At 47.6% G+C, this 380-nt stretch carries 1 protein-coding gene; it reads right to left on the minus strand.

The annotated features are described in order from the left end of the window. The coding region (locus ACTNCK_RS11795) for a PD-(D/E)XK nuclease family transposase (RefSeq protein WP_441082913.1) at positions 1 to 380 on the minus strand (380 nt) is incomplete at both ends.

The raw sequence follows: 380 nt of genomic DNA on the forward strand, positions 1-380 counted from the left end.
GCTCTGTTCCGTCATCCCTTATTTCGCAGTTCACATATACTATATGCTCTCCATCTCCAAATGGTTTCCCTGAGCCTCTGATGATCCTTTCGATCCTGTATATCTGCTGATCATCTCCGAGCACATCATTTTCAGTGATAAAGATCACATAGGTCTCCGGGAGCATGGTAAAATCCTCGCTTGGCTTCAGGCTGTGAGAATCAAGTATACTGGAATGATAGCGGGCTCTTTTGGGATTGGCTCCACTGTCCGAGCGCTGGATCTCTACATTCATCTGTGTGCCGTCATCCTCAACCGCAAGCACATCCAGATAGAGGTCCCTGCCAACAAGGTTCTTGAAATTCCGCTGTGTACGCACCTGCTTTACAAAAACCTGTCTG

The organism is Candidatus Weimeria sp. HCP3S3_B5 (assembly GCF_052064335.1).
Classification (GTDB): Bacteria; Bacillota; Clostridia; order Lachnospirales; family Lachnospiraceae; genus Weimeria.